Annotated in this window: 24 protein-coding genes; 9 read left to right on the forward strand and 15 right to left on the reverse strand. The window is 71.9% G+C overall.

The window, feature by feature from the left end:
* Positions 1-39: 39 nt before the first annotated feature.
* Positions 40-804, reverse strand: coding sequence for a GntR family transcriptional regulator (locus tag ACZ7EC_RS22040; RefSeq protein ID WP_471064915.1), 765 nt, complete (start codon positions 802-804; stop codon positions 40-42).
* 184 nt (positions 805-988) lie between these two features.
* On the reverse strand, positions 989-1774 hold the full coding sequence (gene nagB / locus ACZ7EC_RS22045) for a glucosamine-6-phosphate deaminase (protein WP_471064917.1): 786 nt from the start codon (positions 1772-1774) through the stop codon (positions 989-991).
* A gap of 498 nt (positions 1775-2272) precedes the next feature.
* Here nagB and ACZ7EC_RS22050 point away from each other — a divergent pair, with 498 nt between their 5' ends.
* Positions 2273-3748: a sensor histidine kinase gene (locus ACZ7EC_RS22050; protein ID WP_471064919.1), complete on the forward strand. Its 1476-nt coding sequence runs from the start codon at positions 2273-2275 to the stop codon at positions 3746-3748.
* A gap of 264 nt (positions 3749-4012) precedes the next feature.
* Here ACZ7EC_RS22050 and ACZ7EC_RS22055 read toward each other — a convergent pair whose 3' ends face one another.
* Positions 4013-4270 (reverse strand): WhiB family transcriptional regulator, encoded by a 258-nt coding sequence (locus tag ACZ7EC_RS22055; RefSeq protein ID WP_003992873.1) that lies wholly within the window; start codon positions 4268-4270, stop codon positions 4013-4015.
* Between the two features lie 320 nt (positions 4271-4590).
* Positions 4591-5559 carry a diacylglycerol/lipid kinase family protein gene (locus ACZ7EC_RS22060; RefSeq protein WP_471064921.1) on the reverse strand — a complete coding sequence of 323 codons (969 nt, stop codon included), beginning with the start codon at positions 5557-5559 and terminating at the stop codon, positions 4591-4593.
* Between the two features lie 294 nt (positions 5560-5853).
* On the opposite strand from ACZ7EC_RS22060, the gene ACZ7EC_RS22065 reads away from it, so the two are divergent.
* Positions 5854-6297 (forward strand): hypothetical protein, encoded by a 444-nt coding sequence (locus tag ACZ7EC_RS22065; protein WP_471064923.1) that lies wholly within the window; start codon positions 5854-5856, stop codon positions 6295-6297.
* A 10-nt stretch (positions 6298-6307) separates the two neighbouring features.
* Here ACZ7EC_RS22065 and ACZ7EC_RS22070 read toward each other — a convergent pair whose 3' ends face one another.
* The 3 genes from ACZ7EC_RS22070 to ACZ7EC_RS22080 form a co-directional block, all read right to left on the reverse strand.
* Positions 6308-7408: an RNA polymerase sigma factor SigF gene (locus ACZ7EC_RS22070; protein ID WP_471064925.1), complete on the reverse strand. Its 1101-nt coding sequence runs from the start codon at positions 7406-7408 to the stop codon at positions 6308-6310.
* A gap of 20 nt (positions 7409-7428) precedes the next feature.
* Entirely contained in the window at positions 7429-7845 is a 417-nt protein-coding gene (locus ACZ7EC_RS22075; RefSeq protein ID WP_009190566.1) for an ATP-binding protein, read from the reverse strand.
* Positions 7846-8251: 406 nt separating this feature from the next.
* Positions 8252-8512, reverse strand: a complete 261-nt coding sequence (locus ACZ7EC_RS22080) for a UBP-type zinc finger domain-containing protein (protein WP_471064927.1) — start codon at positions 8510-8512, stop codon at positions 8252-8254.
* Positions 8513-8573: 61 nt separating this feature from the next.
* Between ACZ7EC_RS22080 and ACZ7EC_RS22085 the strand changes: the two genes are divergently transcribed.
* Positions 8574-10169 carry a Na+/H+ antiporter gene (locus ACZ7EC_RS22085; RefSeq protein ID WP_471064928.1) on the forward strand — a complete coding sequence of 532 codons (1596 nt, stop codon included), beginning with the start codon at positions 8574-8576 and terminating at the stop codon, positions 10167-10169.
* A 70-nt stretch (positions 10170-10239) separates the two neighbouring features.
* Here ACZ7EC_RS22085 and ACZ7EC_RS22090 read toward each other — a convergent pair whose 3' ends face one another.
* On the reverse strand, positions 10240-11142 hold the full coding sequence (locus tag ACZ7EC_RS22090; protein WP_471064930.1) for a 1-aminocyclopropane-1-carboxylate deaminase/D-cysteine desulfhydrase: 903 nt from the start codon (positions 11140-11142) through the stop codon (positions 10240-10242).
* A gap of 189 nt (positions 11143-11331) precedes the next feature.
* On the opposite strand from ACZ7EC_RS22090, the gene ACZ7EC_RS22095 reads away from it, so the two are divergent.
* The 3 genes from ACZ7EC_RS22095 to ACZ7EC_RS22105 all read left to right on the forward strand — a co-directional run bounded on the left by ACZ7EC_RS22095 (position 11332) and on the right by ACZ7EC_RS22105 (position 14475).
* On the forward strand, positions 11332-12738 hold the full coding sequence (locus ACZ7EC_RS22095) for a family 2B encapsulin nanocompartment shell protein (protein WP_471064931.1): 1407 nt from the start codon (positions 11332-11334) through the stop codon (positions 12736-12738).
* Between the two features lie 112 nt (positions 12739-12850).
* Entirely contained in the window at positions 12851-13987 is a 1137-nt protein-coding gene (locus ACZ7EC_RS22100; protein WP_471064933.1) for a family 2 encapsulin nanocompartment cargo protein polyprenyl transferase, read from the forward strand.
* Positions 13988-14142: 155 nt separating this feature from the next.
* Positions 14143-14475: a DUF952 domain-containing protein gene (locus ACZ7EC_RS22105; RefSeq protein WP_471064936.1), complete on the forward strand. Its 333-nt coding sequence runs from the start codon at positions 14143-14145 to the stop codon at positions 14473-14475.
* A gap of 23 nt (positions 14476-14498) precedes the next feature.
* On the opposite strand, the gene ACZ7EC_RS22110 is transcribed toward ACZ7EC_RS22105, so the two are convergent.
* Positions 14499-14915 (reverse strand): VOC family protein, encoded by a 417-nt coding sequence (locus ACZ7EC_RS22110; RefSeq protein ID WP_471064938.1) that lies wholly within the window; start codon positions 14913-14915, stop codon positions 14499-14501.
* A gap of 62 nt (positions 14916-14977) precedes the next feature.
* Positions 14978-15331, reverse strand: coding sequence for a helix-turn-helix transcriptional regulator (locus tag ACZ7EC_RS22115; RefSeq protein ID WP_471065282.1), 354 nt, complete (start codon positions 15329-15331; stop codon positions 14978-14980).
* A 185-nt stretch (positions 15332-15516) separates the two neighbouring features.
* On the opposite strand from ACZ7EC_RS22115, the gene ACZ7EC_RS22120 reads away from it, so the two are divergent.
* Positions 15517-16671, forward strand: a complete 1155-nt coding sequence (locus tag ACZ7EC_RS22120; protein WP_471064940.1) for an inorganic phosphate transporter — start codon at positions 15517-15519, stop codon at positions 16669-16671.
* Between the two features lie 16 nt (positions 16672-16687).
* Positions 16688-16912: a hypothetical protein gene (locus ACZ7EC_RS22125; RefSeq protein ID WP_471064941.1), complete on the forward strand. Its 225-nt coding sequence runs from the start codon at positions 16688-16690 to the stop codon at positions 16910-16912.
* Between the two features lie 100 nt (positions 16913-17012).
* Here ACZ7EC_RS22125 and ACZ7EC_RS22130 read toward each other — a convergent pair whose 3' ends face one another.
* The 4 genes from ACZ7EC_RS22130 to sodN form a co-directional block, all read right to left on the reverse strand.
* On the reverse strand, positions 17013-17612 hold the full coding sequence (locus tag ACZ7EC_RS22130) for a cysteine hydrolase family protein (RefSeq protein ID WP_471064943.1): 600 nt from the start codon (positions 17610-17612) through the stop codon (positions 17013-17015).
* 22 nt (positions 17613-17634) lie between these two features.
* Positions 17635-18045 (reverse strand): MarR family winged helix-turn-helix transcriptional regulator, encoded by a 411-nt coding sequence (locus ACZ7EC_RS22135; RefSeq protein ID WP_471064944.1) that lies wholly within the window; start codon positions 18043-18045, stop codon positions 17635-17637.
* Positions 18046-18183: 138 nt separating this feature from the next.
* The gene (locus ACZ7EC_RS22140) at positions 18184-18747 is read right to left on the reverse strand and encodes a GNAT family N-acetyltransferase (RefSeq protein WP_471064946.1); all 564 of its coding nucleotides are present in this window, start codon (positions 18745-18747) and stop codon (positions 18184-18186) included.
* 170 nt (positions 18748-18917) lie between these two features.
* The gene (gene sodN / locus ACZ7EC_RS22145) at positions 18918-19313 is read right to left on the reverse strand and encodes a superoxide dismutase, Ni (RefSeq protein WP_014674929.1); all 396 of its coding nucleotides are present in this window, start codon (positions 19311-19313) and stop codon (positions 18918-18920) included.
* A gap of 145 nt (positions 19314-19458) precedes the next feature.
* Between sodN and sodX the strand changes: the two genes are divergently transcribed.
* Entirely contained in the window at positions 19459-19893 is a 435-nt protein-coding gene (sodX, locus tag ACZ7EC_RS22150; protein ID WP_397987181.1) for a nickel-type superoxide dismutase maturation protease, read from the forward strand.
* On the opposite strand, the gene ACZ7EC_RS22155 is transcribed toward sodX, so the two are convergent.
* Positions 19797-20426 (reverse strand): CGNR zinc finger domain-containing protein, encoded by a 630-nt coding sequence (locus ACZ7EC_RS22155; RefSeq protein ID WP_397984080.1) that lies wholly within the window; start codon positions 20424-20426, stop codon positions 19797-19799. The genes sodX and ACZ7EC_RS22155 overlap by 97 nt on opposite strands.
* Between the last annotated feature and the right edge of the window lie 91 nt (positions 20427-20517).

Below are 20517 nucleotides of genomic sequence, written 5' to 3' on the forward strand. Positions count from 1 at the left end.
CGATTCGGCGAAGGCCCGGCCCGCTCCGAACGCGAGGCCCTAGTCCAGCGGGCGCTTGAGCCGGGCGACGAACTTGTACCGGTCGCCCCGGTACACCGAGCGCACCCACTCCACCGGGAGGCCCTCACGGTCCAGCGAGTGCCGGGAGAGCATCAGCATCGGCAGTCCGACGTCGGTGCCGAGCAGACCGGCCTCCCGCGGGGTGGCCAGCGAGGTCTCGATGGTCTCCTCGGCCTCGGCGAGATGGACGTCGTACACCTCGGCGAGCGCGGTGTAGAGGGACGTGTACTTCACCAGCGAGCGGCGCAGCGCGGGGAAGCGCTTGGCGGACAGGTGGGTGGTCTCTATGGCCATGGGCTCGCCGTTGGCCATGCGCAGCCGCTCGATGCGCAGCACGCGCCCGCCGGCGGAGATGTCGAGCAGCCCGGCGAGCCGGTCGTCGGCGGTGATGTAGCCGACGTCCAGCAGCTGCGAGGTCGGCTCCAGGCCCTGGGCGCGCATGTCCTCGGTGTAGGAGGTGAGCTGGAGCGCCTGGGAGACCTTGGGCTTGGCGACGAAGGTGCCCTTGCCCTGGATGCGCTCCAGACGGCCCTCCACGACCAGCTCCTGGAGCGCCTGGCGGACGGTGGTGCGGGAGGTGTCGAACTCCGCGGCCAGCGTGCGCTCCGGCGGGACCGGCGTGCCCGGAGCCTGCGTCTGCGTCATGTCGAGCAGGTGCTTCTTCAGGCGGTAGTACTTCGGCACGCGCGCGGTACGGACGGTCGTGCCGGCCTCGTTCTCCGCACTGCTGACGTCGGTGCTCATGCTCTGCCTTCCCGGCTCCGGATGCCGAAAGCGACCGACATCCCCATCGGCCACGGCTCACATCGTGGCACGGCCTGCCGCGTCAGGACTCCACCCGCGCGCTCCGTGATCCCCCTGTATACCGCCGGGGCCCGAGCTGGTCTAGTCCAACAGGGGTCCCGGCGGGGGGTCCGGCCCCGGCGCCCTAGATCCCCTGCCACTGCGGCTTGTTCGCGTACGTGTGCCGGAAGTAGTCCGCCAGCTTCAGCTTGGACGCGGCCGCCTCGTCCACGACGACCGTGGCGTGCGGGTGCAGCTGGAGCGCCGAGGCCGGGCACACGGCCGCCACCGGCCCCTCCACGGTCGCCGCCACCGCGTCCGCCTTGCCCTCGCCGGTCGCGAGCAGCACCAGGTGCCGCGCCTCCAGGATGGTGCCGATGCCCTGGGTGATGACGTGGTGCGGGACCTGCTCGATCGCGCCGTCGAAGAAGCGGGCGTTGTCCACGCGGGTCTGCTCGGTCAGGGTCTTGATCCGGGTGCGGGAGGCGAGCGAGGAGCAGGGCTCGTTGAACCCGATGTGCCCGTCGGTGCCGATCCCGAGCAGCTGGAGGTCCACCCCGCCGGCCGCGGCGAGCGCGCGGTCGTACGCCTCGCACGCCGCCTGGACGTCCTCGGCCGTGCCGTCGGGGCCGAGGAAGGAGTCCATGGCGATGCCGAGCGGCTCCAGCACCTCGCGGCGCAGTACCGAGCGGTAGGACTCGGGGTGCTCGGCGGGCAGGCCCACGTATTCGTCGAGCTGGGCTATCCGGGCCCGCGCGGTGTCCACGGCGCCGGAGCGCACCTTGGCCGCGAGCGCCTGGTAGACGGGCAGCGGGGTGGAGCCGGTGGCGACGCCGAGCAGGGCGTCGGGCTTGCGGCGCAGCAGCTGTGCCATGGCCTCGGCGATCAGCTCGCCACCCGCCGCGGCGTCCGGAACGATGACAACTTCCACGCTGGACCTGCCGTTCTGGAGAGGGCTCGTGCGTCTATGTGGTTTAGACCAATCTAGCAGAGCGGGTCCCCGCCGCCGATGGCTCGGTGCGCGGGGCCGCGGAATTTCCGACGCCTTCCGTCCCCATGGTCGACCCCGGCGGGCTAGGCTGCGTGGCATCGAGTGCCATGGGCCGCGTATGCCCGTAAGGGCATGGACATGCCCCATGGTCTAGTCCACAATCGAAGCGACTGTCCGAACGGTGCGTACGACGCGGTACGCGAGCGGACAGCACGAAGCGAACAAGCCCCGCCTTCCCCGCACAGGAGGGCGGATCGAGGAACCGGCGCTCTCTGCCCTGACTGCCCCGGCTCCTCGGCCTTCGGCCGACCGGGACCGCACACCCCACGGCCGATGATGCTCCGGGCTGCGGTGCCGGGAGGGTTGAGGGTCCCTTCCAGGCGCCGCGGCCCGCGGGTGTTTTCCGGCCATGCCGGGCCCGCGGGTACGCTCGCAACCGTGCCCTCCATGAACGAACTGGTCCGCCAGCACACCGCTCTCGACGACTCCGACCTCGAGTGGCTCCACCTGCTGGTCTCGGAGTGGCAGCTGCTCTCCGACCTCTCCTTCGCCGACCTGGTCCTGTGGGTCCCCACGCGGGACGGCACCCGGTACGTCTCGGTCGCCCAGATGCGCCCCAACACCGGCCCCACCTCCTACCAGGACGACATGGTCGGCCACCTCGTCCCGCGCGGCCGGCGGCCGATGCTGGACGTGGCGCTGGACGAGGGCCGGATCGTGCGCGAGGGCGACCCGGAGTGGCGCGAAGAGGTCCCCGTACGGGTCGAGTCCATCCCCGTACGGCGCGAGGGCCGGGTCCTCGGGGTGATCGCCCGCAACACCAACCTGCTCACCGTGCGCACCCCGAGCCGCCTCGAGCTGACCTACCTGCAGAGCGCCTCCGACCTCGCCCAGATGATCGCGGCCGGGTCCTTCCCCTTCCCCGGCCAGCAGGTCGACATGGACGCCTCGCCGCGCGTCGGCGACGGACTGATCCGGCTGGACGTCGACGGCATCGTGCAGTACGCCTCCCCGAACGCGCTGTCCGCCTACCACCGCCTCGGTCTCGCCGCCGACCTGGTCGGACACCACCTCGGCCGGACCACCGCCGAGCTCGCCCCCACCCGCGGCCCGGTGGACGAGGCGCTGGCGAAGGTGGCCAGCGGCTGGGCGCCGCGCGAGTTCGAGATCGAGTCACCCGACGGGGTGATCCAGTTCCGGTCCATCCCGCTCAAGCCCAAGGGCACCCGGATCGGGGCGCTGGTGCTGTGCCGGGACGTCACCGAACTGCGACGGCGAGAGCGTGAGTTGATCACCAAGGACGCCACCATCCGGGAGATCCACCACCGGGTGAAGAACAACCTCCAGACCGTGGCCGCCCTGTTGCGTCTCCAGGCCCGGCGCATCGACTCCGAACGCGGACGGGCGGCCCTGGAGGAGGCGGTGCGCCGGGTCGGCTCCATCGCCATCGTGCACGAGACGCTCTCGCAGAACCTGGACGAGCGCGTGGAGTTCGACGACATCGCCGACCGGGTGCTGTCGATGGTGGCCGAGATCTCGCCGGGCAAGGTGACCGGCCGGCGCAGCGGGCGGTTCGGGATACTCGACGCCGAGGTGGCCACGCCGCTGTCGATGGTGCTCACCGAGGTGCTCCAGAACGCCCTGGAGCACGGCTTCCGCGAGGGCGAGACCGGCACGGTGGAGGTCGCGGCGGTGCGCGGCGGCACGGCGAAGGAGTCCCGCCTCCTCGTCACCGTCCAGGACGACGGGGTCGGCCTGCCCGAGGGCTTCGACCCGCACCGCTCGGGCAACCTGGGGCTCCAGATCGTACGGACTCTGGTGGAGGGCGAGTTGGGCGGCACGTTCGACATGGTCCCGGCGCCGGAGCGGGGCACGCGGGTGATCCTGGACATCCCGGTGCGCGCGCAGAAGTAGTCAACGGCCTCCTGTGGAGGCGCCGTTGGTATCGACCAATGGTGCCGGCGGGTGGGCCGGTGGTCGGAAAGCGGTACCGGTGGGCGGCCCGGGGGCCCGGACAGCAAAAAGCCTCGGACCGTCTTCGGTCCGAGGCTCGTGCTCGTTGCTGCGCTGCTGTTCGCTGGCGGCATCGGGGGATACTGCGCGCTGCTGCTCGGGGGCGGGAGATGCGTGCGCGATGCACGCGCCGCCAAGCTCAGGCTGTCAGCTGGGGTGGGTGTGTCAGGCGGAGGCCTGACGAGCCCGGTTGCGGGCGGCACGGCGCTTCATCGCGCGACGCTCGTCCTCGCTGAGGCCACCCCAGACGCCGGAGTCCTGGCCGGACTCGAGCGCCCACTGCAAACACTGCTCGATCACCGGGCAGCGACGGCAGACGGCCTTGGCTTCCTCGATCTGCAGCAGCGCGGGACCGGTGTTGCCGATGGGGAAGAACAGCTCGGGGTCTTCCTCGCGGCAAACGGCGTTGTGACGCCAGTCCATGGCTGCTACCTCTCCTTGGTATTACGTGCAAGTTGCTTGTGAATGTGAACGCTTTCACGAATCCCTCGACAAGTGAAGGGCCGAACGCCGAGTCTCCCCCGGCGGGGTCCTTGGTATGAAGAGGGGTTCCGGTGATCAGTGGAGGCCGGTGTTGGGGGCCGTCCCGATCGCCACGTAGAGACTCGCAAACCTCAGCGGCGGATACAACCCCTTCCGGAAAGTTTTTTTTGATTCCTCGGTGTCGACTGGGTCACAGCCGTACTTCCATGGGGTGGATCCTGGCCTAAACGTTCGAGTGAAAGGACTTTCGCCTCTTCCACTCACACAATCACACGCAGTGCGCGGCGTACGCCTGTGAACGTCACGCTGGTGCGCAGCCCCAGGTGGTCACCGTCCATCTGGAGCGGCAGCGGAGCCTTCGAATGCAAGGTGAAGCGGTCCAGATCATGGAGCGGGAAGGCGTGCCTGCCCCGGGGCCCGCGCTCGGGGGACGAAGTGAGCAACTGGGTGCCATACCGGGCAACCGCGGCCGTCGACAGGCGGCTGAGACCGAGCACGTCGATGCCCGTGTCGAACGAGGCCTTAGGCGATGTGTACATGGGGCGATTGCCGAGATAGGTCCAAGGGGACGTGTTCGAGACTATGGCGACAACAAGGTCCTCGATCGGGTCCTCGCCGGGCCGCTCCAGCGTGATCAGACCGTGCCGGCGATTGGCCTCGGCGAGGAACTGCCGGATCACCTGCCGTACGTAGAGGGCGTGCGTCGACCTCTTGCCCCGGTCGCGCTGCTGCTCGACCCGGCCGACGACGCCCGCGTCGAAACCGAGTCCGGCGTTGAAGGTGAACCAGCGGGCCGGGACCCCTTCGTCCTCGCTGCCCGGCGTGCCGGAGGCGAGGCCGAGGCCCACCGTGCGCTCCCGGCCCTCGCGCAGCGCGTCCAGCAGGGCGCCGGTGGCCTCGACGGGGTCGTTGGGCAGGCCCAGGGCGCGGGCGAAGACGTTGGTGGAACCGCCGGGTACGACGGCGAGGCCGGGCAGCCGGGCCAGATCGGGGCCGGCGTGCAGCAGTCCGTTGACGACCTCGTTGACGGTGCCGTCGCCGCCGAGCGCCACGACCATGTCGATGTCGTCGCTCTCGGCCGCCTGCCGGCCCAGGTCGCGCGCGTGCCCGCGGTACTCGGTGGTGACCGCCTCCAGCTTCACCTCGCTGGCCAGCGCGTGGATCAGCACGTCACGCCTGCGTGCGCTGGTGGTGGTTGCCGCCGGATTGACCACGAGGAGAGCACGCATGCACGTCAGCGTACCTACCCGGCGGTACCGACCCCAGACCGAGGTAGGGATCGGGTAAGAGGGGACAAGAGTGGAGGGAAAGGGGGTCCGACACGGCTGTGCTGGTCAGGGGCGGGTTGAGGCGGGGCGGGGGCGGCCGGATTCCGGGTGCGGGTGAGTGGGGCTCGGCGCTCGGTGTCCCGCACCCCCAGGGGGGCAGGCGCCGGTGGTGCCCCCTCCGGAGGAGGCGCCCCGCCTGCGCAGGCGAGCGACCCGACCCCCGGCCCTCGGCGTGCCGGCGGCTACCCTGCTGGGGTGAGCAGTGAGCAGAAGCCCGCGCAGGAAACGTCCGCCACCGAGGGAACCCGGCCCCGGAGGCTGACGTACGCCGCCACCCTGGCCGCCCTCGAAGGCATCGCCCTGTTCGCCGGCGGCCTCTGGGTCCTCGTGCTCGGCGTCACCGGCGCACCCGACGACCGGCAGCAGGCCGTGACGCTGGGTATCACCCTCGCCGTACTCGCCCTGCTTCCACTGCTCGCCACCCGCGGCCTCCTGCTGCGCCGCGGCTGGAGCCGGGGCCCCGCCGTGATCACCCAGCTGATGGCCCTCCCGGTCGGGCTCACCATGCTGAAGTCCGGCGGCGCCGCCGTCCCCGTCGGCATCGCCCTCGCCGTCGTGTCCATCGCGGCGCTCGTGCTCCTCGTCAACCGGGAGACGACACAGGCCCTCGGCATCAAGGGTCCGGGCCGCGCCGAGTAGGACAGGCGCCCTACTCCTCCACCAGCAGCTTCTCCCGCAGCTGCGCCAGCGTCCGGGCCAGCAGCCGGGAGACGTGCATCTGCGAGATCCCGACCTCCTGCGCGATCTGCGACTGCGTCATGTTCCCGAAGAACCGCAGCAGCAGGATCCGCTTCTCCCGCGGCGGCAGATCCTCCAGCAGCGGCTTGAGCGACTCCCGGTACTCCACCCCCTCCAGCGCCTCGTCCTCCGCGCCGAGCGTGTCGGCGACCGCGGGGGACTCGTCGTCGGTGTCGGGGACGTCCAGGGACAGCGTGGAGTACGCGTTCGCCGACTCCAGGCCCTCCAGGACCTCCTCCTCGGAGATGGCGAGCTTCTCGGCCAGTTCGTGCACCGTCGGCGAGCGGCCGTGCAGCTGGGACAGCTCCGCCGTCGCCGTGGTCAGCGAGAGCCGCAGCTCCTGTAGCCGGCGCGGCACGCGGACCGCCCAGCCCTTGTCCCGGAAGTGCCGCTTGATCTCGCCGACCACGGTCGGCGTGGCGTACGTGGAGAACTCCACGCCCCGCTCCGGGTCGAACCGGTCCACGGACTTGATCAGGCCGATGGTGGCGACCTGGGTGAGGTCGTCCAGCGGCTCGCCGCGGTTGCGGAACCGGCGCGCCAGGTGCTCCACGAGCGGCAGATGCATGCGGACCAGCTGATTGCGCAACTCCGCGTACTGCGCGCTGCCCGTGTCGAGTCCGCGCAGCTCGACGAACATCGCACGGGCCCCGCTGCGGTCGTGCGGGTCGTGCGGTGCGGCGTGTGCGCTCAGCGCGTCGTCGTCGGCGTATCGCTCGTGCTCGCTCATCGTCCCGCCCGTAGCCCTTCCCCGAGGCCTCGCCCCCGCGCGGCCGGCGGGAGCGGTCCCGCCGCGCGCCGCGGGCGAGGAGCCGGGGTCCGCGCCCGCACCGCCGGGCTCCGCGGAGTGGTCCTCCGGGTGTGGCCTGGCCTGCTCGGGGATGCCGTCGATGCCGTCCGCCATGCGCCGGCCGTCGCGGGGGCTCTCCCCGGACGTCTCGGCCGCACTCGACCAGGGGGCACCCCCGTCCCCGGTCGGCAGCTCACGCGTGCCGCGATCTTCGTCCCGCACCGGACCGTCCCCGTTCTCCCTCACGCCGGCCCGGGACCCGCGCCGCGCTGTTTGTAGAGGCTGATGGACACCGTCTTGTCCTCGTCGACGGCGGACGAGACCTTCCCCGCGAGGGCCGACAGCACGGTCCAGGCGAAGGTGTCCCGCGAGGGGGCATGGCCGTCCGTGGTCGGGGCCGAGACGGTGACCTCCAGCGAGTCGTCGACGAGCCGGAAGACACAGCTGAGCACCGAGCCCGGCACGGCCTGCTGGAGCAGGATCGCGCAGGCCTCGTCCACGGCGATGCGCAGATCCTCGATCTCGTCCAGGGTGAAGTCCAAGCGGGCCGCCAGACCGGCCGTGGCCGTCCGCAGCACCGACAGGTAGGCACCCGCGGCCGGCAGCCGGACCTCCACGAAATCCTGGTTCGCCGCGGGTTCGCCTGCGATCTGGGACACCCTCACCTCCATGGTGGTACAAGCTTTACAGGGGCCGAGGGTCGCCCCCCGGGGCTAACGCGTTGGTGGTTCAAGCGGTGACGCTATCGCGCGCCGAATGTATCCGTCCCCGGGACCCCGTCCCCCCGGCGTCACTCACAGTAAAGCTGTGGATACGCTCCGTGTCTAGGGGGTGTGCGGCCCCAAATCGGGAGAGCCCGCGCCGGGTTGACGTACCCAGACGTCAGACGCCCGAACCGTCGTGCGCGCGCCGCCGCATGCAGTGTCACACGACACAGCCCCCGATCGGGAAGATGATCAACGACCCGACGCCACTCGTACGGGGTGCGGCCCCGATTCCGCCCGGATCGGCCGGGAATCGCACGGCGACCGCGCTCCGGCGAGCGCCGCTCGGACCGGGTGCCGTTCAGACCAGGACGTGGTCCACGAAGCACCAGCGCCAGTCCTCGCCAGGTTCGATCGTCCGCATCACCGGGTGACCGGTCTGCTCGTGGTGTCCGGTGGCGTGCCGGCCCGGAGAGGAGTCGCAGCAGCCGACGTGGCCACAGGTCAGGCAGAGCCGCAGCTGCACCGGGTGCGTGCCGCTCGCCAGGCACTCCGGGCAGGTCGCGGAGCGCGGCTCGGGTTCCGGCTGCGGCAGCGCGTCGGCGTGCGTGCACTGTTTCATGATTGCCAGGTTACGACGGGCGCGCGGGTGCCCGCGCGGAAGACGAGGGTGGGCGAGAAGCATGGACGTGATGCCCCTGCTGTTGCTGGTCGCGGGCAGTGCCGCGGTCGCCGGGATCGCCCGGCGCACCCCGGTGCCCGCGCCGCTGCTGCTGGTCGCGGTGGGCCTGGCGGTCTCGTACGTCCCCGGCATCCCCGACTACACCCTCGAACCCGAGGTCGTCCTGCCCCTGGTGCTGCCCCCGCTGCTCTACAAGGAGGGCACCGAGAGCTCCTATCTGGACCTGCGGGCCCAGAAGCGCCCGGTGGGGCTGCTGTCCGTCGGATACGTGCTGTTCGCGACCTTCGCCGTCGGCTGGGCCGCCTATCTCCTCGTACCCGGACTGCCGCTGCCCGCCGCGCTGGTGCTCGGCGCGGTCGTGGCGCCGACGGACGCGGTCGCGGCCGCCGCGATCGCCCGCCGGGTCGGGCTGCCCTCCCGGATCACCACGATCCTCCAGGGCGAGTCGCTGCTGAACGACGCCACCGCGATCACCGCCTACAAGGTGGCCGTCGCCGCCGCCGTCGGCGCGGGCTCCACCTGGGCGGGCGGCATCGAGGAGTTCCTGCGCGCGGCGGTCGGCGGTGTGCTCGTCGGCCTGGTGCTCATGGTGCCGATCCACTGGCTGCGCACCCGTCTGACCGAGGCGCTGCTCCAGAACACCCTCTCGCTGCTGATCCCGTTCGTCGCCTACGGGGTCGCCGAGCAGCTGCACGCCTCCGGAGTGCTCGCGGTCGTCGTGGTCGCCGTCTACCTCGGACACCGCGCCTGGGAGGTCGACTTCGCGACCAGGCTCCAGGAGGAGGCGGTGTGGAAGATGGTCGCCTTCGTGCTGGAGTCGGCCGTGTTCGCGCTGATCGGCCTCCAGCTGCCGCCCATTCTGAAGGGTCTCGCCGCCTACCACGGGGCCGACGCGGCCTGGTACGCCCTCGTCGTCTTCCTGGTCGTCGTGGCGGCCCGGTTCGTCTGGACGTTCCCGGCGACCTTCCTGCCGCGCGTGCTGTCCGGGCGCGTCCGGGAGCGCGAGGAGAACCCCACCTGGCGGGCGCCGGTGGTGGTCTCCTGGGCCGCGATGCGGGGCGTCGTCTCCCTGGCCATCGCCTTCTCCATCCCGGAGACGGTGCGCGGCGGCGCGCCCTTCCCGCAGCGCAACCTGATCCTCTTCCTGACCTTCACCACGGTCATCGGCACCCTGGTCGTGCAGGGCCTCACCCTCGCCCCGCTGATCCGCCTGATGAGGTTCCCCGGCCGCGACCGCCGGGCCGAGACCCTGGCCGAGGCCAACGCGCAGGCACAGGCGTCCCTGGCCGCCGAACGCCGCCTGGAGGAACTCCTCGCCGACGAGCGCAACGCGCTGCCGCCGCCGCTCGCCGACCGCCTCCGCGACGTCCTGGAGCGCCGGCGCAACGCCGTCTGGGAGCGCCTCGGCCAGGTGAACCCGGTCACCGGCGAGTCCGTGGACGACACCTACCGCAGGCTCTCCCGCGCGATGATCAGCGCCGAACGCGAGGTCTTCGTACGGCTGCGCGACCACCGCTACATCGACGACGAGATGCTGCGCGCCCTGCTGCGGCACCTGGACCTGGAGGAGGCGGCGGCGTACCGGGAGACGGCGTGACCCGGCCGCCGGGGCCGCTCGTTCGGATCCGCCGGGCTCGCGGGGTCCGGCCTGATCCGAACGGAAGACCCTAGGGTTCGGGGAACGGCCGGCCCGTGACGACGGCCGCGAGCGTCGTGCCGCGCGGGAAGGCGCCCTCCCCGGCGAGGGCCACCAGCCCGTAGAGCAGCTTGGCGACGTAGAGACGTTCCACGGGCAGCCCGTGCCGCCGCTCGAAGTCCTCGGCGAACGCGTCGAGTTCGGGGGTGGTGCGCGCGTACCCGCCGAAGTGGAAGCGGTCGTCCAGGGACCAGTCGCCGGTACGACCGCCGAAGGCACGTTCCTGCAACGCCTCGGTGTCGGCTGCCAGGAAGCCGCCCCGCAGGACCGGCACGCCCAGCGCCCGCTGCCCCTTCGCCAGCCCGGCCGCGAGCCCGGCGAGCGTCCCGCCGGTGCCGCAGGCGACCGCGACGACATCGGCGTGCCCGCGCAGTTCCGCCCCGAGCGCCGTGCAGCCGCGCACCGCCGCCGCGTTGCTGCCGCCCTCCGGCACGACGTACGCGCCCTCGGCGCCGGCCGCGCGCAGGATCGCCGCCAGCGTCCGCGGCTCGGCCTTGCGCCGGTAGACCGACCGTTCGGCGAAGTGCAGCCGCATCCCGTCGGCCGCGCACCGGGCGAGGGAGGGGTTGAGCGACCGGCCGGCCAGCTCCTCACCGCGCACCACCCCGGTGGTGGCCACCCCGAGCAGTCGGCCGGCCGCCGCGGTGGCCCGCAGGTGATTGGAGTAGGCCCCGCCGAAGGTGACCAGCGGCCGGCCGGCCGCCGCGGCGAGGTTCGGCACCAGCTTGCGCCACTTGTTGCCGATCAGCTCCGGGTGGATCAGGTCGTCCCGCTTGAGCAGCAGCCGGATCCCGCGCCGCTCGAACCGCTCGTCCCGCAGCTCCTGGAGGGGCGAGGGAAGGCGGGGGGCGAGGGGATCGCTGCTGGTCACCATGCCATTGTCGCCGACGCAGGGCACGCGCGTCCGGGCGCGGCCCGTTTTCCGAAGTCCTCCTTTCTGCCCACTAGTCCGATGATCCATTCCCCCTCTTTCGGGTAATGGCGGGGCGACCGTGCGTGATGGGACGCTCGATGCGAGACCGGCCCGCTGCGGCCGGTGCATTACATGGGAGGGCATTTCCACATGTCGGTAGGCGATGAGGTCCGCACGGATCAGGGCAAGCCGCAGCAGTCCCTCGGGACCGCGGCAGCGCGGAACCTGGCCACCACCACCAAGTCCGTTCCGCAGATGCAGGAGATCAGCTCCCGCTGGCTGCTGCGCACGCTCCCCTGGGTGGACGTCCAGGGTGGCACGTACCGGGTGAACCGCCGGCTGACGTACGCCGTCGGCGACGGCCGCATCACCTTCATCAAGACCGGGGGGCAGGTCGAGGTCATCCCGGCCGAACTCGGCGAGCTCCCGGCCCTGCGGTCGTACGAGGACGAAGAGGTCCTGGGCGAGCTGGCCCGGCGCTGCCGCCAGCGCGACTTCGCCCCCGGCGAGGTGATCGCCGACTTCGGCAACCGCAACGACGGCGTGTATCTGCTCGCCCACGGCCGCGTCGAGAAGATCGGCACCGGCCCCTACGGCGACGACTCGGTCCTCGGCGTCCTCGCCGACGGCGCCTACTTCGGCGACCAGGCGCTGATCGACCCGGACGCCATCTGGGAGTACACGGTCCGCGCGGACACCGCCAGCACCGTGCTCATCCTCAGCCGCCAGGACTTCGAGCAGATCGCCGAGCGCTCCGAATCCCTCCGCGCGCACCTGGCCCAGCTCCGCTCGATCCCGGAGCAGCGCACCAACAAGTACGGCGAGAAGGCGGTCGACCTGGCGGCCGGCCACTCCGGCGAACCCGACATCCCGCACACCTTCGTCGACTACGAACCCCGGCCCCGCGAGTACGAACTGAGCATCGCCCAGACCGTGCTGCGCGTCCACTCCCGCGTGGCCGACCTGTACAACCAGCCGATGAACCAGACCGAGCAGCAGTTGCGGCTCACGGTCGAGGCGCTGAAGGAGCGCCAGGAGCACGAGCTGATCAACAACCCGGAGTTCGGTCTGCTCAGCAACTGCGAGTACGACCAGCGGATCCAGCCGCACGACGGCGTGCCGAGCCCGGACGACATGGACGAGCTGCTCAGCCGCCGCCGCGGGACCAAGCTGTTCCTCGCCCACCCGCGCGCGATCGCCGCGTTCGGCCGCGAGCTGAACAAGCGGGGGCTGGTGCCGGAGACCATCGACATGGGCGGCAACCGCATCCCCACCTGGCGCGGGGTGCCCATCTTCCCGTGCGGCAAGATCCCGATCAGCGAGGCGCGGACCACTTCGATCATCGCGATGCGTACCGGCGAGGAGGAGCAGGGCGTCATCGGCCTGCGGCAGTCCGGTATCCCGGACGAGATCGAGCCGAGCCTGTCCGTCCGCTTCATGGGGATCAACGAGCAGGCGATCATCAAGTACCTGGTCACGGCCTACTATTCGGCCGCCGTCCTGGTGCCCGACGCGCTCGGCGTGCTGGAGAACGTCGAAATCGGCCGGTGGAGGTGACGTTTCCGCACGTCGCGGCCGTGTCCCCGGCCGTATGGGCGGGTACACCCTCGGGGTACGCGTCCGGCCGGGCAGGATCCGCCGGTGCCCGCGGACCTGGCGAGGGGGAGACATGGCCGAGTCCATGACGGAGATCGACGAGCGTTCCTGTGGTGTGCCGTACCCCGGCGTACCACAGGGGCGGCGGGGGACCGGGGACACCGGCCCCGGCCCGCACGACGGGCAGGAGGCGCCGGCGCTGCTGGAGCGGAGCCGGGCGCTGGTCGACCCGGCGATGCGCGCCGCCGTCGAGTCGCTGCCCGGTTCCATGCGCCGGATCGCGCGCTACCACTTCGGCTGGGAGCACGTGGACGGCAGCCCGGCCGCAGGCCACGCGGGCAAGGCGATCCGCCCGGCCCTGGTGCTCGCCGCCGCCGGCGCGCTCGGCGGCCCGGCGGCCCGCGCGGCCGCCGTACCGGCCGCGGCGGCGGTGGAGCTGGTCCACAACTTCACACTGCTGCACGACGACGTGATGGACCGGGACCCCACCCGCAGGCACCGGCCCACCGCCTGGACCGTGTTCGGGGACGCGGACGCGATCCTGGCCGGGGACGCGCTCCAGGCGCTCGCGCTGCGCCTGCTGGCCGAGGACCCGCACCCGGCCGCGGCTCCGGCCGCGGCCCGGCTCGCGGACTGCGTGATGGAGCTGTGCGCCGGCCAGCACGCCGACACCGACCTGGAGCACCGGGCCCCGGCCGAGGTCACGCTGGACGAAGTGCTCGCCATGGCCGAGGCGAAGACGGGGGCGCTGCTGGGCTGCGCCTGCGCCCTCGGCGCGCTGTACGCGGGCGCGGGGCCCGAGGCGGTGAAGGCGCTGGACGGCTTCGGGCGTCAGGCGGGGCTCGCCTTCCAGCTGATCGACGACGTCATCGGCATATGGGGTGAGCCGCTGCGCACCGGCAAGCCGGCCGGTGCCGATCTCGCGGCCCGCAAGAAGTCCCTGCCGGTGGTGGCGGCGCTGGTCTCCAACACCCCGGCGGCGGCCGAACTCGCCGCGCTGTACGGAAAGCCGTACATCACCGGGGACAGCGAGGGCATAGCGCAAACCGCGCTGGCCGTGGAGCAGGCCGGCGGCCGGGACTGGGCGCAGGCGGAGGCGGCCGACCGGATGGCCCGCGCGATGCAGGAGCTGGCCCGCGCCATCCCGGACCCGGAGGCGGCGGGCGGGCTGCTCGCCCTCGCCGAGTTCGTGACCCGGCGCAGCAGCTGAGCGTCGCGGTCCGTGCCGCCGGTCCGTCCGGCGGCCCCGAGGACCCGGAGCCTCCGGGCCCGTGCGGCTCCTGACCCCGCACGGTGCTCCGGGGGCTCCGGTCGTACGACCCGCCCTGGACCCTCACCGGTTGCCCCGGCAGCTACCGTGGGGCCATGCCGAAGCCCTCCCGCATCGTCCACCTCACCGAGCGCTCCCTGTGGGAGGCGGCCCGCGAGCGCGGCACCTACGAGGTGTCCACCCGTGGCCGCACCCTCGACCAGGTGGGCTTCATCCACTTCTCCTCACGCGAGCAACTTCCGTCCGTCGCGGCCTTCCTGTACGGCGATGACGACGGCCCGGACGAGCTGGTGCTCCTGGTGGTGGACCCGGCGCTCCTGGACGCGCCCCTGAGGTACGAGCCGGCGGAGCCGGGCGGCGAGGAATTCCCGCACCTGTACGGTCCGTTGCCGGTGAGCGCGGTGGTGGACGTGGAGCCCTGGGGGTGAAGTGCCGCAGGCCGTAGGCGCGTTCAGGCGACCGGCCGCTGGAAGCAGCGCAGCAGATTGCCCGCCGGGTCGCGGAAGGCGCAGTCGCGCACGCCCCACGGCTGGTCGGTCGGCTCCTGGAGCACATCGGCGCCGGACTCCCGCAGCCGCTCCCACAGCGCGTCGCAGTCGTCGGTGGCCAGGATGACCCCGCGCAGCATGCCCTTGGCGAGCAGTTCGGCGAGCGCCTGCCGGTCGGCCGGGGAGGCGTCCGGGTTGGCGCCGGGCGGCTCCAGCACGATCTCCACGTCCGGCTGGTGCGGCGAGCCGACGGTCACCCATCGCATCCCCTCGAAGCCCACGTCGTTGCGGACCTCCAGGCCGAGGACGTCGCGGTAGAAGGCGAGGGCCTTGTCGTGGTCGTCCACGGCGATGAAGCACTGCGCGAGTCGTACGTTCATGCGTTCACGCTAAGCCGGTCGGGACGACGGCGCGCGCGGCTCGGGGGAACGGCCGGGCGGGATCAGTACGGGCGGCGGCGGGGCCGGGTGAAGGCGCGGGCCACGCAGGAGGGGATCACCGCGGCCGGTTCGTGCGAGGCGGCCCGGTAGGCGCTCGGGGTCTGGCCGACCAGTTCGGTGAAACGGGAACTGAAGGACCCCAGCGACGTACACCCCACGGCCAGGCAGACCTCGGTCACGGTGAGGTCGCCCCGGCGCAGCAGCGCCTTGGCCCGCTCGATGCGGCGGGTCATCAGATAGCTGTAGGGCGTCTCGCCGAACGCCTTGCGGAAGCTGCGCTGGAAATGGCCGGGGGACATCAGGGCGCCGCGCGCCAGCTCGCTCATGTCGAGCGGCTCGGCGTACTCCCGGTCCATCCGGTCGCGCACGCGCCGCAACCGCCGCAGATCCTCCAGGCTCACGCCCACCAGCTTGGCACAGCCCACCGACACCGGACCGGGACCGGGAGATCCGGCCGTCCCCACCCTGTCTCCGCTCGGGTATCGGAGGGCGTTATCTCCCAGTCCGCGCGGAATCGGTTGAGTCTTGGTTGGCTGGAAGTATGGACCACATCACGTTCCTCGTGGCGGTCGTCATCGTGACGGCGCTGGCGTTCGACTTCACGAACGGGTTCCATGACACCGCGAACGCGATGGCCACCTCCATCGCCACGGGCGCGCTCCGGCCCAGAATCGCGGTCCTGATCAGCGGTGTCCTCAATATCGCGGGCGCGTTCCTGTCCACCGAGGTGGCCCGGACGATCTCCGGGGGCATCGTGGACGACACGCTGGTCACCCCCGCGATGATCTTCGCCGGGCTGGTCGGGGCGATCCTGTGGAATCTGGCGACCTGGCTCGCCGGGCTGCCCTCCAGTTCCTCGCACGCCCTGTTCGGCGGGCTGATCGGCGCGGTCTGGGTCGGCGCGGGGTCCAAGGGCGTGCATGTCGAGCAGGTGCTCGACAAGGTGCTGCTGCCCGCCGTCGTCTCCCCGGTGGTGGCCGGCGCGGCCGCCTGCGCCGCCACCTGCCTCGCCTATCTGCTCTCCGCCCGCGCCCGCCAGGACCGGGTGACCAAGGGCTTCCGGCTCGGCCAGATCGCCTCCGCCTCCCTGGTCTCCCTCGCGCACGGCACCAACGACGCGCAGAAGACCATGGGCGTGATCACGCTGACCCTGATCTCCGCGGGCGCGCTCGGCCATGGCGCCGGGCCGCCGGTCTGGGTCATCGGCTCCGCGGGACTCGCGATCGGCCTCGGCACCTATCTGGGCGGCTGGCGGATCATCCGCACCATGGGCAAGGGCCTGACGGACATCCGGTCACCGCAGGGGTTCGCCGCCGAGACGGCCTCCACCGCCGTGATCCTCACCTCCGCCCACCTCGGCTTCGCCCTGTCCACCACCCAGGTCGCCTCCGGCAGCATCCTCGGAGCGGGACTCGGCCGCCGGCTCGCGGAGGTCCGCTGGAGCGTGGCCGGACGGATGGCGCTGGCCTGGCTGATCACCCTGCCGTTCGCCGCGCTGGTCGGCGGCCTCGCGGCCGGCGTGGTCGAGCACGGCGGGAACGTCGGCACGGTCGTCGTCGCCCTGGTGGCGCTGGCCCTCGCCGTGGGCGGCGTCGCCGTCTCCCGCCGCAATCCGGTGCACGCCGACAACGTCAACGACGACCACGAGGTCACCCTCCGCGCCCAGCCCCCCACCGACGTCGGCTCCGCCGTCTGAACTCCGGGAGTCCGCCATGCACATCGACTGGTCGGCCCTCGCCCGCGTCGCCGCGGTCAGCCTCGGCGTCACCGTCACCGTGGTCGTCGCCTTCACCCTCGGCGTCGTGGGTGTGTCCCGCGCCGCCGACCGCCGCGCGGGCGCGGCGATCGCGGCCCGCGCCCAGGCCGGGCTGTGCTTCCTGGCCTGCGCGGCGGTGGTGGGGTACGGGATCTACCTGATCGTGCCGCAGTTCCACTGATCGCGCCTGCCGCGCGGCCCACCGGCCCCGCACCGCACGCATGGCCGTGCGGACACGGCCCGGCTGGAAGGCGCCCTCCTCACGAGCTCCACGGAACGCGTCAGGCCGAACCCAGCAGCTCGCGCAGCCCCGCGGTGTCGATGACGTGCGCCCGCATCGGGAACACCTTCTCCAGCAGCACCCGGTGGACCTCCGGGTCACGGTCGGCGACCCCGTCGGACAGCACGATGACGCGGTAGTCGCGGTCGGCGGCGTCGGTCAGCGTGGAGAGTACGACCCCGCTGGTGCTGATCCCGGAGAGGATCAGCGTGTCGATACCGCGCGCGTCCAGCTGCTCGTACAGGTCGGTGGTGGAGGCCGCGCCGATGCGGACCTTGCGCACCACGATGTCGCCGTCCTCGGGCGCGATCCGCTCGTCGACCTGCGTCGCGGGGTCCTCGTGGTGGTTGAGCCTGGCCGCGGCGAGCGGGCCGAAGGGCTTGTTCCGCTCAGGGATCGCGGCCCAGTCCTCCTCGGTGAAGGCGACCCGGACGTAGCCGATGGTGCCGCCGGCGGCGCGGACCTCGGCGATGGCGCCCTTGACCAGCTCGATCAGCGCGTCCGGGTCCGAGGCGTGGGAGAGGATGCCGCCCTGGAGGTCCATCGCCAGCAGGGCGGTGCGCTCGGGGGCGATCGAGGTCAGGGTGGCGGGGGTGGTCATGCGGTGGTTCTCCTCGCGGATCTCAGGGGGCGTGCGGGGGGATCTCGGCCCCGGCGGGACGCTCCAGCAGCTCGACGGCCTTCTCCAGGTCGTCGAGTTCCTCCGGGGGTACGACCTGTGCGATGGCGCGGGCCAGGAAGGAGGCGCGGCCCGCGAGCAGCCGTTCGATCAGTGCGCCGGCCGAGGGGTCGGCGCTGATCAGCTTGCGGCGGCCGTCTCGCGGATCGGGCGCCCCGTGCACCAGTCCGGCGGCCTTCAGTACCGCGAGGCTCTGGGCGATGGCCTGGGGCGTGACGTGCTCCAGCGCGGCCAGCCGCGCCGCCGTGACCGGCCCCTCGCGCACCACCTCGGCCAGGACGGCGAGTTGGGTGGCGGTCAGCCCGGTCGCGTGCTGCCCCGACTCCGCGCGCAACCGCGCCCGCAGGCGCTTCATCGCCTGGTCGAGCCGTTGCGCGGTGTCGGAGGGGGGCGTGCCAAGTTGCTTGATGAACTCTTGGCGGGGACTCTCCCTCGGGGCGTCGGGGCGTCGGGGCGTCGGGGCGTCGGGGCGTCGGGGCGGTGCGGGGACGGACTACCGCCTCTCCCACTGCTCCTTGGTGATCTCGTACCGCACGCCTCCGAGCTCGGCGCCCTCGACCATCGCCATGTCGGGGGGAGTGGGGAGGGTGTCCGTGAGGGTCATCCCGAGTTTCTCCATGACGTTGCGCGAACCCCGGTTCACGGACATCGTGTCGGCCCAGACCATGCGCACTCCGAGCTCCGTGAACGCCTTGCGCAGCAGGGCCCGCGAGCCCTCGGTGGCGTACCCCTTGCCCCAGGCCGCCTGCCGCAGCCGGTAGCCGAGTTCGACCTCGTCCAGGGGGCCCTGCGCCTCGGGACGCAGGATGAACCAGCCGATGAACGCGCCGCCGTCCTTCTCGTGCGCGGCGAACAACCCCAGGTCGCCGCCCCACTTGTCGTAGCCGGCGAGGATGTTCGGCAGATGACGCTCCCGGACGATCTCCGGCGCGGTCGGCTCGCCACCGCTCAGGTACCGCATCACCGCCGGGTCGCTGTCCAGCTCTATCAGCAGCTCGGCGTCCCCGTCGGTGAAGCGGCGCAGCGCCAGTCGCTCGGTGTCCAGGTAGGTGTCCATGAGCCGATCATGTCGGAGGCCACCCGGGGCGGCCTACCGGTTTTCGCAGACCGGCGGAAAAGACCGCACCCGGCCCTACGGGCGCCATGGTGCGGCGCCCCGGGGGCCGGGTGCGGGAAGTAGACCGGGCGATCAGGGAAATCGCAGGTCAGGTGGCGTGACCGGGAGGGTCAGGCCTTCTTGGTCTCCCAGAAGATCTTGTCGATCTGGGCGATGTAGTCGAGCGCCTTCTGGCCCGTCGCCGGGTCGGTGGACGCCTTGGCGGCCGAGAGGGCCTTCAAGGTGTCGTTGACCAGCTGGTGCAGCTCGGGGTACTTCTCGAAGTGCGGGGCCTTGAAGTAGTCGCTCCAGAGGACGGAGACGTGGTGCTTCGCGAGCTCCGCGCGCTGCTCCTTGATGACGGTGGCGCGAGCCTGGAAGTGGGGGTCGTCGTTGCCGGCCATCTTCTCCTGGACGGCCTTGACCGACTCCGCCTCGATGCGGGCCTGGGCCGGGTCGTACACGCCGCAGGGCAGGTCGCAGTGGGCGCTGACCTTGACCTTGGGGGCAAACAGGCGGGAAAGCATGGAGCATTCCTTCCTCGTGATCGTCTTCTCAGGTGCGACATTACTCCCTGAGCGACCTGTTTTCCCGAGTGCCCCCTAGGGCTTAGGACAAAAGTCCAGGGTCAGACTGAGACTGGTGGAGGAACGGACCGGGGAGGTGCCGGGAATGCCGGAGCTGTCGCAGGAGAGCGAGCGGGGGAGGTCGCCCGCGCCGTTCGGGCTGGCCGAGGTGACGGGGCCGTCCATGGTGCCCACGCTCCAGCACGGCGATCAGCTGCTCGTGCGCTACGGGGGCACGGTCAGGCCCGGTGACATCGTCGTACTGCGGCATCCGTTCCAGCAGGACCTGCTGGTGGTCAAGCGGGCCGTGGAGCGGCGCGAGGGCGGCTGGTGGGTGCTCGGGGACAACCCGTACGCGGGCGGGGACAGCACCGACTACGGGGTCGTGCCGGAGGAGCTGGTGCTGGGGCGGGCCTGGGTGCGGCTGCGGCCGTTCCGGGCCGGTCAGCGTTCGCCGCTGGCCGTGCTGGGCTGGGCCGTCTCGGCCGTACGGCCGCTGCTCGGCGACCGGTCGGCCTCCAGGCGCTTGCGGGCGCGGTAGGCGGCCACGTTGGCTCGGGTGGCGCAGCGGTCGGAGCAGTAGCGGCGGGACCGGTTGGTCGAGGTGTCCAGGTAGGCGTTGCGGCAGGGCGCCGCCTGGCACAGGCCGAGCCGGTCCACGCCGTACTCGGTCAGGTGGAAGGCCAGGCCCATCGCCGCGATCGCCGCGTAGCCCGCGGTGGCGTTGGACGGGTGGTCGGCCAGGTGCATGTGCCACAGCGGGCGGTCGTCCTCGTCCCGGTGGTCGTGGCCGGAGATCTGGGGGCTGACCGGGAACTCCAGCAGGAGCGAGTTCAGCAGGTCCACGGCCAGCGTCTCGTCGCCGCCGTCGGCCGCCTCGAAGACCGAGCGCAGCCGGGCCCGGACGGAGCGGAAGCGGGTGACGTCGGCGTCGGTGGCGCGGCGGGCCGCGGACGCGTTGACGCCGAAGAGGTCACGGATGGCCTCGACCGAGGTCAGGCAGTCCTTCCCCCGGCTCGGTTCCTCGGTGTTGACGAGTCGCACGGCGTAATCCGAGTAATAGGCCAGTTCCACTTGTAGTCCTTACGGGGGCGCTCTATCGTCGTACCAGCGGTCGGGTAACAGTCGATCGTGCATCCAGGGTATTACGCATCCGAGGGGAAAG

The organism is Streptomyces sp. NPDC037203, assembly GCF_055605065.1.

What these genes read in the sequence shown, in the direction of transcription:
- ACZ7EC_RS22040 (WP_471064915.1), bottom strand. Translation starts at nt 804, where the DNA reads ATGAGCACCGACGTCAGCAGTGCGGAGAACGAGGCCGGCACGACCGTC.
- ACZ7EC_RS22105 (WP_471064936.1), top strand. Translation starts at nt 14,143, where the DNA reads ATGCCGAAGCCCTCCCGCATCGTCCACCTCACCGAGCGCTCCCTGTGG.
- ACZ7EC_RS22055 (WP_003992873.1), bottom strand. Translation starts at nt 4,270, where the DNA reads ATGGACTGGCGTCACAACGCCGTTTGCCGCGAGGAAGACCCCGAGCTG.
- ACZ7EC_RS22060 (WP_471064921.1), bottom strand. Translation starts at nt 5,559, where the DNA reads ATGCGTGCTCTCCTCGTGGTCAATCCGGCGGCAACCACCACCAGCGCA.
- ACZ7EC_RS22110 (WP_471064938.1), bottom strand. Translation starts at nt 14,915, where the DNA reads ATGAACGTACGACTCGCGCAGTGCTTCATCGCCGTGGACGACCACGAC.
- sodX (WP_397987181.1), top strand. Translation starts at nt 19,459, where the DNA reads ATGCCGGAGCTGTCGCAGGAGAGCGAGCGGGGGAGGTCGCCCGCGCCG.
- ACZ7EC_RS22130 (WP_471064943.1), bottom strand. Translation starts at nt 17,612, where the DNA reads ATGACCACCCCCGCCACCCTGACCTCGATCGCCCCCGAGCGCACCGCC.
- ACZ7EC_RS22100 (WP_471064933.1), top strand. Translation starts at nt 12,851, where the DNA reads ATGGCCGAGTCCATGACGGAGATCGACGAGCGTTCCTGTGGTGTGCCG.
- ACZ7EC_RS22080 (WP_471064927.1), bottom strand. Translation starts at nt 8,512, where the DNA reads ATGAAACAGTGCACGCACGCCGACGCGCTGCCGCAGCCGGAACCCGAG.
- sodN (WP_014674929.1), bottom strand. Translation starts at nt 19,313, where the DNA reads ATGCTTTCCCGCCTGTTTGCCCCCAAGGTCAAGGTCAGCGCCCACTGC.
- ACZ7EC_RS22120 (WP_471064940.1), top strand. Translation starts at nt 15,517, where the DNA reads ATGGACCACATCACGTTCCTCGTGGCGGTCGTCATCGTGACGGCGCTG.
- ACZ7EC_RS22085 (WP_471064928.1), top strand. Translation starts at nt 8,574, where the DNA reads ATGGACGTGATGCCCCTGCTGTTGCTGGTCGCGGGCAGTGCCGCGGTC.
- ACZ7EC_RS22115 (WP_471065282.1), bottom strand. Translation starts at nt 15,331, where the DNA reads ATGGACCGGGAGTACGCCGAGCCGCTCGACATGAGCGAGCTGGCGCGC.
- ACZ7EC_RS22090 (WP_471064930.1), bottom strand. Translation starts at nt 11,142, where the DNA reads ATGGTGACCAGCAGCGATCCCCTCGCCCCCCGCCTTCCCTCGCCCCTC.
- ACZ7EC_RS22095 (WP_471064931.1), top strand. Translation starts at nt 11,332, where the DNA reads ATGTCGGTAGGCGATGAGGTCCGCACGGATCAGGGCAAGCCGCAGCAG.
- ACZ7EC_RS22135 (WP_471064944.1), bottom strand. Translation starts at nt 18,045, where the DNA reads ATGAAGCGCCTGCGGGCGCGGTTGCGCGCGGAGTCGGGGCAGCACGCG.
- ACZ7EC_RS22125 (WP_471064941.1), top strand. Translation starts at nt 16,688, where the DNA reads ATGCACATCGACTGGTCGGCCCTCGCCCGCGTCGCCGCGGTCAGCCTC.
- ACZ7EC_RS22140 (WP_471064946.1), bottom strand. Translation starts at nt 18,747, where the DNA reads ATGGACACCTACCTGGACACCGAGCGACTGGCGCTGCGCCGCTTCACC.